11 protein-coding genes are annotated in these 14,208 nt (G+C 43.3%); 1 reads left to right on the top strand and 10 read right to left on the bottom strand.

Going from position 1 to position 14,208, the window contains the following annotated elements; translation table 11 throughout:
- Positions 1-165: 165 nt before the first annotated feature.
- Complete coding sequence (locus tag CU635_RS09890) at positions 166-1,359, bottom strand: PDZ domain-containing protein (RefSeq protein WP_101577206.1); 1,194 nt, start codon at positions 1,357-1,359, stop codon at positions 166-168.
- 197 nt (positions 1,360-1,556) lie between these two features.
- On the opposite strand from CU635_RS09890, the gene CU635_RS09885 reads away from it, so the two are divergent.
- Entirely contained in the window at positions 1,557-2,282 is a 726-nt protein-coding gene (locus CU635_RS09885; RefSeq protein ID WP_101577205.1) for a YqcI/YcgG family protein, read from the top strand.
- Between the two features lie 238 nt (positions 2,283-2,520).
- Here CU635_RS09885 and CU635_RS09880 read toward each other — a convergent pair whose 3' ends face one another.
- The 9 genes from CU635_RS09880 to CU635_RS09840 form a co-directional block, all read right to left on the bottom strand.
- On the bottom strand, positions 2,521-3,972 hold the full coding sequence (locus CU635_RS09880) for a S41 family peptidase (protein WP_101577204.1): 1,452 nt from the start codon (positions 3,970-3,972) through the stop codon (positions 2,521-2,523).
- A gap of 251 nt (positions 3,973-4,223) precedes the next feature.
- Positions 4,224-5,537 carry a murein hydrolase activator EnvC family protein gene (locus CU635_RS09875; protein WP_101577203.1) on the bottom strand — a complete coding sequence of 438 codons (1,314 nt, stop codon included), beginning with the start codon at positions 5,535-5,537 and terminating at the stop codon, positions 4,224-4,226.
- 139 nt (positions 5,538-5,676) lie between these two features.
- Entirely contained in the window at positions 5,677-6,570 is an 894-nt protein-coding gene (gene ftsX / locus CU635_RS09870) for a permease-like cell division protein FtsX (protein ID WP_101577202.1), read from the bottom strand.
- Positions 6,560-7,246 (bottom strand): cell division ATP-binding protein FtsE, encoded by a 687-nt coding sequence (gene ftsE / locus CU635_RS09865; RefSeq protein ID WP_101577201.1) that lies wholly within the window; start codon positions 7,244-7,246, stop codon positions 6,560-6,562. Before ftsE ends, ftsX begins: the two co-directional genes overlap by 11 nt.
- A 545-nt stretch (positions 7,247-7,791) precedes the next feature.
- Positions 7,792-8,133 (bottom strand): cytochrome c551, encoded by a 342-nt coding sequence (gene cccB / locus CU635_RS09860; protein ID WP_101577200.1) that lies wholly within the window; start codon positions 8,131-8,133, stop codon positions 7,792-7,794.
- A gap of 53 nt (positions 8,134-8,186) precedes the next feature.
- The gene (locus CU635_RS09855) at positions 8,187-9,044 is read right to left on the bottom strand and encodes a YitT family protein (protein WP_101577208.1); all 858 of its coding nucleotides are present in this window, start codon (positions 9,042-9,044) and stop codon (positions 8,187-8,189) included.
- 210 nt (positions 9,045-9,254) lie between these two features.
- Positions 9,255-10,356 (bottom strand): peptide chain release factor 2 gene (gene prfB / locus CU635_RS09850; RefSeq protein ID WP_101577199.1). Its coding sequence is split into 2 segments (ribosomal slippage): positions 9,255-10,283 and positions 10,285-10,356, totalling 1,101 coding nucleotides; the frame shifts between segments, so codons are not numbered across the junction.
- Positions 10,357-10,477: 121 nt separating this feature from the next.
- Entirely contained in the window at positions 10,478-12,991 is a 2,514-nt protein-coding gene (gene secA, locus CU635_RS09845) for a preprotein translocase subunit SecA (protein ID WP_101577198.1), read from the bottom strand.
- A gap of 274 nt (positions 12,992-13,265) precedes the next feature.
- Positions 13,266-14,111 (bottom strand): DUF1028 domain-containing protein, encoded by an 846-nt coding sequence (locus tag CU635_RS09840; protein ID WP_101577197.1) that lies wholly within the window; start codon positions 14,109-14,111, stop codon positions 13,266-13,268.
- Positions 14,112-14,208 lie beyond the last annotated feature (97 nt).

Raw genomic sequence — 14,208 nt, 5'->3', positions numbered from 1 at the left:
TCTTGACACTTACTCGGGTTGGACTTTCACCAACTAGCAATTAACGGCTTGCTGGGCACGCATCAATTAAAAAAGGACCTTTTTATAAAAAAAGTCCTTTGCATTCCTTTTTCAGCGAATTCTAACTAATTATGAAACAATTCTAATCATTTATGAAATCTTACATCAAACCGCCTCAGTACCCCACTTCTTCTCTTCCTGCACAAACAGAATCCCAAGCTCATGGTGGTCGCCTTCGTATAATGCACGCTGAACGAAACGAATCTCGCCGTTCACATCAAGAATTTCAAGCTTACAATGGGCGCGGTTTCGCTGAACTGCCTCATAGAAGGCCTTTTCATCATTGACCTGAATGCCATTGACCTTTGTTATCAGCTCGCCTACTTGCAAGGCCATTTTGTGTGCGGGTGAATCGAGAATAATCCCGAGAATCATCAGGCCCTTGTTTCGTTTCGAAAAGTAGAATGGTTTGTTCTCTTCTGAAAGGCGATCCCTTAAAGTGAGCACTTCGCGGCCGAGCACGGCTAAAGCGACAACTGCTATCGAAATGATAGGCCACCAATATCCGGCTCCTGCAAAGATTAAGGTAATTACTCCTAGGACAATCACTCTTTTTCCAACTAACTTCACGGCTTCTTTTGGAAGCATGCCTTGAATTTGCTGGTAGAATCCAACAGCAAACGGAACTAGGATAAACGAAAACTCCTTGCCTCCCACTGTGAAAATCGGCCACCACTCAAATAGGGCTGAAATAGCATCACCGGGGATTACAAGGAACACAGGCAGCATCCACAGTCTTTTTACTTCATGAACTCCGACTGACTGCCCACGCTTACTTTTTATAAGCTTCGGCGAGGTTCCCTTTTGGCCATTTTTTAAAATAAGGACGCCTTCTCCAATGATTAATAGCGATATTAATACAGCAATGGCAGGGTAAATGCCATTCCCAAGTGAAGCAAATAGATCCGGGAAATATGGGATCGACCAGTTTTGATTGACCGCTAATATGAAGGCGAAAAATGCCGCACCAACCGTATACGCAGGTGACAGCAACCGCACTTTTGTTGTGATACTCGCGAGTATTGTAGCACATGCGGTTAACAGGACGGCTTCAAACGGAATGACAAGCCCGGCTGCCAATGAAATGATAGAGATGGCTATTCCAATAACGGCGCCTGTCGGCAAAAGCTGCCGCAATTCAAAATATGCATTCTCCACACGGACATGAAAGTTCTTCCTTTCCCGTTTCACCCGGGAAACTCCCAATATAGCAGCCAATAGGAAAAGATAGTAAAACACAGGGTTGAGCAATAATTTACCTGTCCCTTTTAATAATTCAATTAACCACGCTTGTGCCAACCTAGTCACCAGCCTCTATGATAATCCTCTTAATTGTGTGTATTAAAAACATTCTATTAAAGCCTATTTTACCAAACCAACAACTTAAAACCTATTGCTAGTTTTTGCAAACCGAATAAATTTGTGAATCTCCTCAAATGTTTATTTTCTTTTTCAAACGGGAATTACACCAAACATAAATTTAAAGAGGTGAGTCAATGCACACGGCCAATGAGTTTTTACTAGAAAAAGAGGATATGACCAATCCTGAGATCGTTCCAGATTGGGTCATTCGCGAGTACGCTACATTTAACAAAACGGTTACAGATAAAACATTTCCATGCACTTTTGGAATGACGGCAGAAAAAAGGGGCGAACTCCGTTACTCATATATCACTCATGATAACTGGTCCGAACTTCCGGGAACAATCGAGGCGTTCATTGACCTGTTTAATGCTCCCAAATTAATAAGGCATGGGCTCTTTTTATTTGTTGAACCGGAAAAAGAGGAAAAGTCGCTTGAATACTATAGAGAATATTTCTGGAATCTTCTTCAGTACCTGCATGAAAAAGACTCTAAGCCATGGCCGAAAGACTACCCGACAGACCCCGACCACTATCTTTGGGCATTTTCTTTCGCAAATGAGCCATTCTTTGTGTTCGGCAATGCACCGGCCTACAAGCAGCGAAAGACACGTGACCTTGGAAACAGCCTTATTCTTGGATTTCAGCCACGAAGGATTTTTGAAGGACTCGAAGGAACATCGCCAGGCGGAATCATGTCACGGGAAAAGGTGAGAGAAAGAGTGGAGAAATGGGACCAGCTTCCGAAACACCCGAATATTAGCCACTACGGCGACCCTGAGCATCGTGAATGGAAGCAGTACTTTATCGGCGATGACATTAAACCAATTGAAGGGAAATGCCCATTTCATCATAAATAATCATTGGTTTGGCAACATATTAACCCTGTTTCAGTTCCACATATGTTTCTTTGATCGCGGAGAAAAGTTTTCGCGCATATACTGACTAAATCGCGAATTAAATTTTTAACTGTCGGAAAATATCTCCACTCTCATAGCTAAAATGCACCCGCGATTCTACCAATAAGCAGCCAAAAAGGCCTTTCCACATGGCGGAAGGCCTTTTTAAAATCTACTTTTCATAAAAGCTTCGTTTCTATCATTTTTTCGCAAGATGGCGTAAGGCCGTTTGGAGTTGAAAATCATTTTCTTCTTTCTTTATTTCTTTGATAACAGCTGCTTCAAGGGCCGAGGCGGTTTTTTGGTCGATTACTCCTGTTGGCTTGATTTTTTGCTGCTGTTGGAATGCTTTTACTGCCGTAACTGTGCCAGCATTGAAATAACCGTCTCTCCGTCCGGGAGCAAAGCCTAGCCCATCAAGCATTTGCTGGATATTTTTAACCTGTTCATTGTTCATGTCTTTTTTAAGTGGCTCTTCCAATTTGAGCGGATGTGTCTGGAATATTTCCGACTGGCTGACTTTGACTGTCGGTTCAATCCCTTTGTTATGAATCCAGTTGCCGTCCGGAGTCAGCCATTTGAAGAGTGTTAATTTAATCGTGCTTCCGTCCGCCATCTGTACGGGCTGCTGAACCGTTCCTTTTCCAAAAGTCGTTTCGCCGATTAACGCGTAACCGCCCGCTTCTTTTAAAGCACCTGCCAAAATTTCTGCTGCAGACGCGCTTCCTTTATCGATTAATACAGCAATTGGGTAATCCTTTTTCTTTTTCAAATTAGAAAAGTATCGATCTTTTTCGCCGTCCCGTTGTTCTATTTGCACGTAAGGTTTTTCATCTGTAATAAGCTGCTTTAAAATTTCATCGACACTTGTTAACAGGCCGCCTGGGTTACCGCGAACATCAATAGCCAGCCCGTCAATGCCTCTTTTTTCCATCAAATTCAATTCCTTTTGAAATTCTGCTGCTGTGTTTTTCGAAAAAGAGGTGAGTTCAATATAGCCAATCTGTTTGCCATTCTGCTTTTTCACATCAGCATAAACAGTAATTTGCGGTATTTCATCACGTTCTATCTCAAGCTTCAACGGATCCTTCAATCCTTGCCTCGCAATTTCCAGTTCGACCTTTGTACCCTTTTCACCGCGGATCTTTACAGTCGTTTCATACAGATCCAGTCCTTTGACACTTTCACCGTCCACTTTTAAAATTTCATCATTCGGCTTAACTCCTGCTTTTTCCGCAGGAGAATCTTTAAACGGCGCAACAATCACAACTTTACCGTCTACGATACTGACTTCGGCACCAATTCCTTCAAAGGTTGATTCTAAGGTTTGATTAAACTGGCTGGACGTTTCTTTGTCCATATAAACAGAGTATGGATCTTCAAGTGTGGACAGCATGCCCTGTACTGCCCCTTCGATTAGCTGCTCTTCGTCAACTTTTTCCACATAGCGATTTAAAATCAAACTATAGGCCTGACTCACTTTTTCCAGATCAACAAAGCTTGTACTCTCTTCTACCTGCGATCTTTTCGCTGATTGATGGGCCTCGTTAGTTTCTTGCGGCGTACCTTGCCAGTTCACTACAGCATAGGTACCCGCAGATCCAAGAAACAACGAACCGGCCATTAAAAGTGCGATCCACTTATTGTTCATAGCTTCCCCTCTTTCTCCAACAATACATTAAGCAGGGTTTCCCTGAATACTCCATTCTAGTAGAGATTCACGTCAGCATCCCTGTCTATATCAATATATGTGGACTGGGACGAGTTATGAACAATAAAAAATACTCTTTCTTGGGAGATTACAAGTTTTTAAATTTTAGTGACAGGGTATCAGAATCATATATGGTTAGGATTTTTGTCAAAAGAAAAAAGGAAGAAGCATAGAGCTTCTTCCTGAGATGCTTACAACGGGACATAAGCGGCTGGATTTACAGCATTAGATTTAGCGGAGTTCCATCCACCTTTATGAAGTTCAAAATGCAAGTGCTGACCATCTGAATCACCGGTATTACCCATAATGCCGATCTGCTGGCCTTTTGCGACGAATCCAGATTGTACGGCTCGGCTGCTCATATGAGCATAAACGGATGTGAATGTTTGTCCATTAATCGAATGGGCAATATATACAACATTACCGTAGCTCTTAGAAAATTCAGATTTGATTACTACACCGTCTGCGGCAGCAAGGATCGGTACACCGTCTGCTCTGTTCGCAATATCAGCACCATAATGGAATCCTCCAGGGCGCATGCCGTACCCAGATGTGAGACGACCGCTCGCAGGTCTTGTAAATGCACCGTTTGCTACTGGAGGAGTAGAAACACTTGCACCGTTGCTGTTTCCACCTTTGTTGCCGGTTGCTTTAGCTGCAGCTTCCTGCTCTTTTCTTTTCTTTTCTAATTCGGCAGCCTGCCTTGCAAGTTCAGCCTGGCGTTGCTGTTCCATTTGGATAGCTTGTGCCATTGCCGTTTCCTGGGCGGCAAGAATTGCAGCTTCCTCTTCTAGGCTCATTTTATGATCCTCGACATGCTGTTCCTGCTGTTCAAGGCTTGCCATCAGTCTATTTTGTTCAGCTTTTTGAGAATCAAGCTGTTGTCTCATGTTTTCCAAATCTGCATGCATTTTTTCAAGGTCTGCAAGTTGCTGTTGGACTTCTGTCTGCTTTTTCTCAAGAAGTTCTTTGTCTTCACGATGCTGACGAAGAATACCCTGGTCCGCCTCAACAATCGTCGTTACTGCTCCGACACGGTCGATAAAATCACTAAAGCTTTGTGCGCCCATTAACACATCAACATAGCTGACTGAGCCGCCAGTTTCCTGGAATGAACGGGCCCGGTCCTTGAGCATTTGATTTCTCTTTTCGATTCTTTCCATTAATACTTGGATCTCACCTTGAAGCTTTTCAATTTCGACTTTTGTTGCTTCAATTTGACCCTCTTTTTCTGCGATTTTACTGTTCGTATCGTTTATTACAAGTTCAATTTGCTGAATTTCATTTTGAACATTATCCTGCTGTCCCTGCAGTTGGTTTATTTGACCTTCTGCTTCATTAATTCCGGAATTAATGCCTGAACGTTCCTGCTGGAGGGCTTTCTTCTGATTCTCTAATTCTTGTAATTTTGTAGATGCTAATGCTGGACTAGCACCTGCCCCTGTTAAAATACTCCCCATTCCCACAGTTGCAACAACCGTGAGAGTTAATAATGAATGTTTCAAATTCCGAATTCTCCTTTCGACTTCCAGGTTGATCTACTAATCTCATACAATGGTGAACCTTTGGCCCCAGTTAATTCGTCTATACAATGAATGCGCAGAAGGCTTACTTCACAGACCCCGACCTGAGGTCACAAGCTTTCTACACTTTTAAAAACTTGCGTACTGACATTAAGCTGCCCCAAATTCCGATGATCGCTCCCATTAAAATGAGAAGCCCCGCAACTTGGTAAACGAATGGATTAAATTCAAGAAGCTTAATAAAATGGTTAGTTAATCTTGGTTCGATATAGTCGTAAGCATAGCGATAAGTAACGGCAATAATCGCAATTGGCACAATTGAGCCAAGAATTCCAAGCCACAACCCTTCTAAAAAGAATGGCCAGCGGATAAAGGAATTGGTTGCTCCTACCAATTTCATAATCTCAATTTCTTTTCTTCTCGCTACGATCGTGATCTTGATCGTATTTGAAATCAGAAACATCGCGGTAAATAATAAACCGATTATTAGCACAAGCCCAACATTGCGGCTCGTTTCGATAAATGCAAATAGCTTTTCTATGGAGCCTTGTCCATATTTAACATTTGAAGCGTACTGCATCTTCTCAATTTTCTTTGCAACAGCCATTGTGTCTGTTGGATTTTTCGTTTTTACGATAAATACATCGTTCAATGGGTTATCCTGTTCAAACAACTGGAATATTTCCCCTTCTTCTCCAAGGCTTTCGATCAGATTAGTCAGTTCTTTTTCTTTTGGTGAATATGTAGTGCTGCTCACCTCGGGAATCTGTTCAATCTGTTGCTTTAAAACCTCTTGGTCCTGCTCAGTGGCAGCGATATCGATGTGCACGCGAATTTCGACGTTCTCTTCAATAGTTGTAGCTACTTTATTGAGATTCATCATAATAACGAAAAAGACGCCAACTAAAATTAATGTTACGGTAACGGCGCTGACTGACGCAAAGGTCATCCAGCCGTTTCTTCCCAAACTTTTAAAGCTCTCTCTAACATGACGGCGAAGGGTTCTAGCTTTCATAGCCGTATTCCCCCCTCTGTTCATCCCGGGCAATTTTCCCGTTCTCAATCGCAATAACACGATGGGTGATCGTATTAACAATTTCCTTATTATGTGTTGCCATGACCACGGTCGTCCCTCTCGTGTTGATTTCATCAAATATGTTCATAATTTCCCATGATGTATCAGGGTCAAGGTTTCCGGTTGGTTCATCGGCAATTACTAACTTAGGAGCGTTAACAATCGAACGGGCGATCGAAACACGCTGCTGCTCGCCACCTGAAAGCTCGGTTGGAAGCATTCTTGCTTTATGTTTTAATCCAACAAGCTCGAGCGTCTCCAAAACGCGCTTCTTTATTTGTTTCGGCTGTTCTTCGATAACCTCTAAGGCAAACGCGACGTTTTCATAGACGCTTAATGTCGGAAGCAATTTAAAGTCTTGAAAAACAACGCCTATGTTTCGGCGCAATAGCGGAACCTTTTTGGGCTTTAGTTTCCCAAGGTCTATTCCATTAATCAGGATCGCCCCTTTTGAAGGTTTTTCCTCACGATACATCATTTTAATGAAAGTAGATTTCCCCGCACCACTTGGACCAACTACATATACAAATTCGCCTTGCTTAATTGTCACATCTATTCCGTTAACGGCGATCACACCGTTTGGGTACTTTTTAAAAACTGATTGCATTTCTATCATTTATACCATCACCTGAACTTAAAATATATGCCAATAAGATTTTATCATTTTACATCTTTTGACAATCTTCGTCGATTTCGACAAATTTCTTATCCGTGGCACATAACTAGACAATAGCAACAAGCCTTTTCGCCTCTTGCCTAGACTATTATAACATCATAAATTGTCAAATAAACCGAATAAATATTACATTTTCATTTCATTTTAGTACGAAATAACTACATTTTTCCTCTGTTGGTTAATAAATCTATTATAATTTTAATTTTCCATTCTATCTTTAAGCCAATATTCTACAAAAAATTTTTAAAATCGCATTTTTAATGTTACTAATATGACATTTACGTAACAGTAATGTAACAAATAATTTCATCCGAATTGGGAGATTTATAAAAAAGGGGCAAAAAGACGAAGATTTTTCTTAACAGCAAGACAGTTAGTGAAGGTTCTACCATTTATTATTTCATGACAAGGTCCTTAAAAAATACTATTTTTCTAATATAAAAAACGTTCTGCTATATACAGAACGTTTTTCGGGCTTTATTCACTTATTTTTTTGCTGCCAGCCAGTCGGCAACAGTCGAGGCTTCTTCACCTTTTAATGCTCCAGCCGGCATAATTCCTTTTCCCTCAGCAATAATCGTTTCAATATCTTCTTTTGATAGATCAGCGCCTACTTTATCGAGAGCAGGGCCTGCTCCACCCTCGAGGTTTTCCCCGTGGCATTGTAAACATTTTTGGTTATAAAGCTTTTCAGCATCTCCGCCGCTGGCTGTTGTTGTTTCTTCGCCATCTTTTGTTGCTTTGTCATCAGCAGCTTCATCGCCGCCTCCACAGGCAGCCAACACAAGAGCAGTACCCATCATTAAAGCGAGCAACTTCTTTTTCACTAATATCCCCCCGAGAGTTAAAAATTGCATAGTACAGTTACATTATACCAATCTCATGCTCGTTTGAAACCCTCTCCCAATACCTCTGCAGCATCCATAACAATCACAAATGCAGTTGGATCAATGCTTTTTACTAGTTGTTTCAATTTTGTGAACTCAGTTTGATCGACGACACACATTAAGATTGGCCTCTCATGGTCCGTAAAACCACCATATGCTGATAGTTTTGTCACACCCCGGTCTATTTTAATCAAAATGGCTTCACGGACTTCGTCCTGCCTGTTTGTAATAATCATCGCCATCTTTGATCGTCCCAAGCCTACTTGGACGAAATCAATCGTTTTACTCGTTACATAAAGCCCTATTAAAGCATATAAACCACTTTCGATATCAAAGACGATCGCGGCCGACAAGACTATTAGACCGTCAATGAGGGCAACGCTTCTGCCAAGCGAAAAGCCTGTATACTTATGAATGATTTGCGCAGCTAAATCCGTTCCGCCTGTTGATGCTTTTCCGCGAAAGACAATTCCGAGACCAAGCCCGACACCAATGCCGCCGAATAAAGAGCCAAGCAAAGGATCGCTGGTCCATGGTTCTAGATCGTTGGATAGGAATACGACAAGCGGCAAGAAGATCGTACCGGCAAGCGTTTTTGCCCCAAATTGCTTGCCAAGAAAGATTAACCCGGCAACAAAGAGCGGAATATTAAAAGCCCATTGCACATAAGCAGGCTCCCATTCTATCACAGCATTTAGAATTGTACTGATTCCGCTCACACCACCCGAAGCCACCCGGTTTGGCAGCAGGAAGACATTAAAGGCGAGTGCCACAATTGCTGATCCAACTAAAACATAGAAATACTCTATGAACCTCGCTAATAATGGATGATTTGTATATATAGTATACATTCGCTTCATTTCTCGGTTTACTCCTTTAAATTCACACTTTCTTTCGACCGAAAGTGAGTATAGCATGGAAGGAGATTTTGTGTAAATGGCGCTGTATTGCCGTGTTAAAGGATTAAATCCTCATTCATTAATGGAATTTAAGCAGTGCTGCTAAGGGAATGTAAACAATAGAAAAAGCCTCTGCCAGATTCCAGCAAAAGGCTTTCCCATTTAGTTTAACCTTGATCGCAAATAGGCGTTTATGAACACATCCAGTTCACCGTCCATTACGGCCTGGATGTTACCGACTTCCGTGTTGGTGCGGTGATCTTTCACCATTGAATAAGGGTGGAAAACGTACGAGCGGATTTGGCTGCCCCAGCCAATCTCCTTCTGTTCGCCACGGATTTCGGCAAGCTCTTGTTCCTGTTCTTCAATCTTGCGTTGATATAATTTTGCCTTGAGCATTTTCATCGCATGCTCGCGGTTCTTGATCTGTGAACGCTCTGTTTGGCAAGTAACGACAACACCGGTCGGCAGATGCGTAATCCGGACGGCAGAATCGGTTGTATTGATATGCTGTCCTCCGGCACCGCTCGCCCTATAAGTGTCGATTTTCAAATCTTCGGTACGAATATCAATTTCAATCTCGTCATTGAATTCAGGCATCACTTCACAGGAAGCGAACGAAGTATGGCGCCGCCCCGATGAATCAAAAGGAGAAATCCTGACAAGACGGTGCACGCCTTTTTCCGCTTTCAAGTAGCCATAAGCATTATGCCCTTTGATCGCAAGGGTGACACTCTTGATTCCCGCCTCATCTCCGGGAAGATAGTCGAGGGTTTCGACTTTAAAGCCTTTCTTTTCGGCCCAGCGGGTATACATGCGCAGCAGCATTGAACCCCAGTCCTGGGATTCGGTTCCGCCTGCTCCCGGATGAAGTTCAAGAATGGCGTTGTTTTTATCATATTCCTCGCTTAGGAGAAGCTGGAGTTCAAAGTCGTTGAGACGGTCTCTTAATTCGATCATTTCCGAAGAAAGCTCTTCCTGTAGCTCCTCATCAGGTTCTTCACGAACAAGCTCATAGGTAAGCTCTAAATTTTCATAAGTCTCATAAAGGCTTTTGAATTCATTGACGAGCTCTTTTAATGCGTTCCCTTCATTAATGACGGTCTGGGCTTTTTGCTGATCATCCCAGAAACCGGGCTGCAGCATGACTTCATCAAGTTCTGCTATTCTGGCCTCTTTATTTTCAAGGTCAAAGAGACCCCCTGAAGTCCGCTAATTTCTTAGCTGTTTTTTCTAATTCATTGCGAATATCCGCTAATTCCATATTCGGTCACCTCTAAGAGTTTTTATTAGTATATCGTTTGAAGCTCTGCAAAGATACTCTGGCAGGTAAAAGAGGGCCGGCAGAGCTTGCCTGGCCCTCTTTTCATGCTTATTGTATTGGCTTATCCGCTAATTCCGTGGCAGTTTTTATATTTTTTGCCGCTTCCACAGTAGCATGGGTCATTACGGCCAAGTTGAATTTCTTTGACAACCGGCTTTTTCTTGACCTTTTCCCCATCTTCCTTAGGATTTACCGCATGACCTTTGGCAACCTCCTGGCGCTCAAGGTTATTGCGGATTTCCGCTTTCATGATGTATTTTGCAACATCTTCTTCAATTGACTCAATCATAGTTTCAAACATAGCGAAGCCTTCGTGCTGGTATTCACGGAGTGGATCCGTTTGTCCATATGCGCGCAGGTGAATACCTTGGCGGAGCTGGTCCATCGCATCAATATGATCCATCCATTTAGAGTCAACGGCACGGAGAACGATAACCTTCTCAAATTCGCGCATTTGCTCATTGTCCAGAACAGATTCTTTTTCATCATAACGGTCTTTTACTTTTGCAAAAATGATCTCGATGATCTCTTCAGCTTCTTTTCCGCGCAAATCATCGGTTGTAATGTCGCCTTCCTTAAGAAGGTTTCCGTTGACATAGTCAACAATGCCCTGCAGATCCCATTGTTCCGGATCTTCATTACCCGGTGTATGGGCTTCAACATGGCGGGAAAGCACACCATGAATCATATTTTCGACAATCTCGCGCAGGTTTTCCGACTCCAATACCTCGTTGCGCTGTTTGTAAATAATTTCACGCTGTTGGCGCAGAACATCATCGTACTGAAGGAGCTGCTTACGGGCATCAAAGTTATTGCCTTCAACGCGTTTTTGCGCTGATTCGACAGCTTTGGAAACCATTTTGCTCTGGATCGGCTGGGAATCATCCATGCCAAGGCGAGTCATCATCGCTTTCATATTGTCAGAGCCGAAGCGGCGCATCAGTTCATCCTCCATCGAAAGATAGAACTGGGTCACCCCCGGGTCTCCCTGACGTCCGGAACGACCGCGCAGCTGGTTATCAATCCGGCGGCTCTCATGCCGTTCCGTACCGACAACGGCCAAACCGCCAAGGTCTACCACACCTTCACCAAGCTTAATATCGGTACCGCGGCCGGCCATGTTTGTTGCAATCGTGACGGATCCACGTTCACCGGCATTCGCAATAATTTCGGCTTCACGGCCATGGTTTTTCGCATTGAGCACATTGTGGCGGACGCCTTTTTTCGATAGAAGCTTGGAAATTAATTCAGATGTTTCAATCGCCACTGTACCAACCAGAACGGGCTGGCCTTTTTCGTAACGCTCGGCAATATCCTCGACGACAGCCCGGAATTTTCCTTCCATTGAAGCATAGATAAGGTCTGCACGGTCATCACGAATTATCGGCTTATTCGTCGCGATCGCAATAACATTCATATTGTAAATATTGCGGAATTCCTCTTCTTCCGTTTTCGCCGTACCGGTCATCCCGGAAAGTTTTTCATACATACGGAAGTAATTCTGGAATGTAATGGTGGCGAGGGTCATGCTTTCATTTTGGACTTCAAGGCCTTCTTTTGCCTCAATTGCCTGGTGGAGGCCGTCGCTGTAACGGCGCCCTTTCATTAAGCGGCCGGTAAATTGGTCAACAATCACAATTTCGCCGTCCTGAACCACATAATCCACATCCAGATGCATGCTGGCATGAGCTTTAAGCGCCTGGCTGATGTGGTGGTTTAAAGAGACATGGGAAATATCAAACAAGTTATCGATACCGAACGCCTTCTCGGCTTTCGTCATCCCTTCCTCTGTCAGCTGTACACTCTTCGTTTTTTCATCATATGTGTAATCATCGTCTCTAGTTAACGTCCTGACAAACGCATTTGCCTGAATATAAAGCTGAGTAGACTTTTGCGCAGTTCCTGAAATGATCAACGGTGTCCGCGCTTCATCGATTAAAATCGAGTCAACCTCATCAATGACCGCAAAGTAAAGCGGGCGCTGAACCTTTTGATGCTTGTAGAGCACCATGTTATCACGCAAATAATCAAACCCGAATTCATTATTTGTACCATACGTAATATCAGCTGCATAAGCCGCTTGCTTTTCTTCCTTCGAAAGGCCGTTTAAATTCAGGCCGACTGTCAGGCCAAGAAACTCATAAAGACGTCCCATTTCGGTCGCATCACGGCTGGCAAGGTATTCGTTGACGGTAATAACGTGAACACCTTTACCAGTAATCGCATTTAAATAAACGGGCATGGTCGCTGTTAACGTTTTACCTTCACCGGTTTTCATTTCGGCAATATTCCCGTCATGGAGGGCAGCTCCCCCCATTAACTGGACATGGTAAGGATACAGGCCAAGCACACGCTTCGCTGCTTCTCGGACCACCGCAAATGCTTCAGGAAGCAAATTCTCAAGTGCTTCGCCTTTTTGGTAGCGGGCTTTAAACTCCTCCGTTTTCTGACGAAGATCTTCATCCGATAATTGTTTCATATCCTGAGCGAGGCTGTCTACCTCATCAGCCAGCTTTGCCAGGCGTTTTAAATCGCGTTTATTTTGATCAAATACTTTATTTAAAATTCCAAGCATGATAAACGCTCCTTTTTTATTATAAAAATATGAGAGGCCTTAATTACCTCACTTATGAAATAACAACATAAAAGACAACTAAAAAAAGATTCGCTTTTTTTACGCTGAATCCTTCCAACCGTTTTAATATATTCCTTATTAATACTACCACTTTCGCTATGTAGTGACAACTTATCGTAACTAGGAGCCTTTTTCCAAATACTAAGAAATTCTGAAAGGTTTTACACCGATATGCAAACAGCAGCCGCATTACATCTGCAGCTGCTGCTTAAAATCATTTCTGTCTTTTCATGTAATCCAGTACATCTGTATCGATGTGCCCCTGCGCCTGTTCACGGGCCTCAAGATTTTCAGTGCGGATGTACTTAGTAAGGGCGCTGAACAGGTCTTCGTCGACTAACGGGTTTGAATTTGCATAACCGTGCCGTGTCAACTCCTGTTCAACGGAATCTCTTATTTCTCCGTCAAGCGGAACAATTTTATCCGGTCTTGAAGGAGAAAAATACAGCTGCTGAAGCTCATAAATCCGAATCAGCTCTTTAATCGGTTCGGGATGATCATCGACCCGCAGGTCAATATACCGGTCGTTGAATCGTCCATATCCTCCCTGTTCTTTTACAACGAGAAGCGCTGCGGACTGCTGGCCGCGGCTGTCTCCACCTGCTTGCTGGCCGGCCTGGAGGGCAGCAAGCAGCTTTTCTGCCAGGCTTCCTTTTGTTTTCGTAAAAATGATCGCCATTTCCTGGACGGTCCGTTGATCGACGAGGATATTTCCCTGGGCAGTAAAATGCCGGCCGGTGATTCCTCCAGCCCAATTGTAACAGCCATCACCGGTAAAAGAGGCCGGATTGCCGTTTGCATCGATGATTCCAACCTGGCGCTGCTCCCGGTCCGGATCTTCCTCGGTCATGATTTTAAGAGCTTCTTCTGCTGATTTCCCTTGCTCCATCAGGTTCAAAGCTTTTGGCCCGTAAGCTGTATTGGCGAAAGCCTGGGTCGCAACTGCACCTACGCCGGCTTTAGCCCACGGTACGACTGCACCGACAGCGAGAAACTTGGATTGAACGGCGATTCCCCATTCTTTTTCTTCTGGATCATAACCAATAATCGAAAATGTCAAAATTGATAACCTCCCTGAACTGTTTATGGATTTGGCACTACTTCTTCATATTATTGCAAGAGTTAGTAATCCATTCCCTTATTTCAAGCAAGTTAAA

It is taken from the genome of Bacillus canaveralius (assembly GCF_002860125.1).
In the GTDB taxonomy this organism is placed as follows: Bacteria; Bacillota; Bacilli; order Bacillales; family Cytobacillaceae; genus Bacillus_BJ; species Bacillus_BJ canaveralius.
The sequence above is the reverse complement of the archived record's forward strand: the minus strand, read 5'-3'. Positions and strand labels throughout refer to the sequence as shown.

Coding starts and splice junctions, on each gene's coding strand:
- secA (WP_101577198.1), bottom strand. CDS start 12,991: ATGCTTGGAATTTTAAATAAAGTATTTGATCAAAATAAACGCGATTTA.
- CU635_RS09880 (WP_101577204.1), bottom strand. CDS start 3,972: ATGAACAATAAGTGGATCGCACTTTTAATGGCCGGTTCGTTGTTTCTT.
- ftsE (WP_101577201.1), bottom strand. CDS start 7,246: ATGATAGAAATGCAATCAGTTTTTAAAAAGTACCCAAACGGTGTGATC.
- CU635_RS09855 (WP_101577208.1), bottom strand. CDS start 9,044: ATGTATACTATATATACAAATCATCCATTATTAGCGAGGTTCATAGAG.
- CU635_RS09885 (WP_101577205.1), top strand. CDS start 1,557: ATGCACACGGCCAATGAGTTTTTACTAGAAAAAGAGGATATGACCAAT.
- ftsX (WP_101577202.1), bottom strand. CDS start 6,570: ATGAAAGCTAGAACCCTTCGCCGTCATGTTAGAGAGAGCTTTAAAAGT.